Source organism: Bartonella sp. CE47NXGY (genome assembly GCF_042195415.1).
GTDB lineage: Bacteria > Pseudomonadota > Alphaproteobacteria > Rhizobiales > Rhizobiaceae > Bartonella.
Genome location: NZ_JBHIOI010000319.1, coordinates 1 through 505 on the forward strand (window position 1 = coordinate 1; position 505 = coordinate 505).

Annotated in this window: 1 pseudogene; it reads left to right on the forward strand. The window is 43.2% G+C overall.

The features are described 5' to 3' along the window. Positions 1-505 (forward strand): annotated as a pseudogene (locus ACFIL3_RS11290) (hypothetical protein); the annotation flags it as partial.

Below are 505 nucleotides of genomic sequence, written 5' to 3' on the forward strand. Positions count from 1 at the left end.
GAAAGAGAACGCCAAAAGCGTGAAGAGATCTATGGTCGAAAGCTATTAGGAATGGTTATTCCGAAGATTGGTGAGAGACCTATTGATAAAATGAATCTGTTGCAGAGAGTCATACAGCAGCATCAAGGTCCTGCTACTCCTAGTGCAATTTCTATTGATAAACCGTTTGAGAGTGGTTCTCTTGCGCCTTCTCAAATAGGAACTATTGTTCCGGATGGAGTATATCATGAGAAGAAGGAACCTTATGTGGTTCCTGAAGCAGAAATACCATTTGGTGTTGGTAATCATCCACCACTCCCTAATGCACAGGAGATTAAACAACTTACGCCTATAGTAGAGGCAGCTTCAACACCACAGTCACAAACTTCTCCAGTAGATACTCGAACTGGTTTTGAAAAGTTTGTCCAGTCTGATTTTTATAAAAAGCTTCAAGATCTTTTTGCAGGTATGTCGGCAGCACCGTCAGGCGGTTCTGGGTGGGATGCGCTTGCAAGTGGTGTGAAGC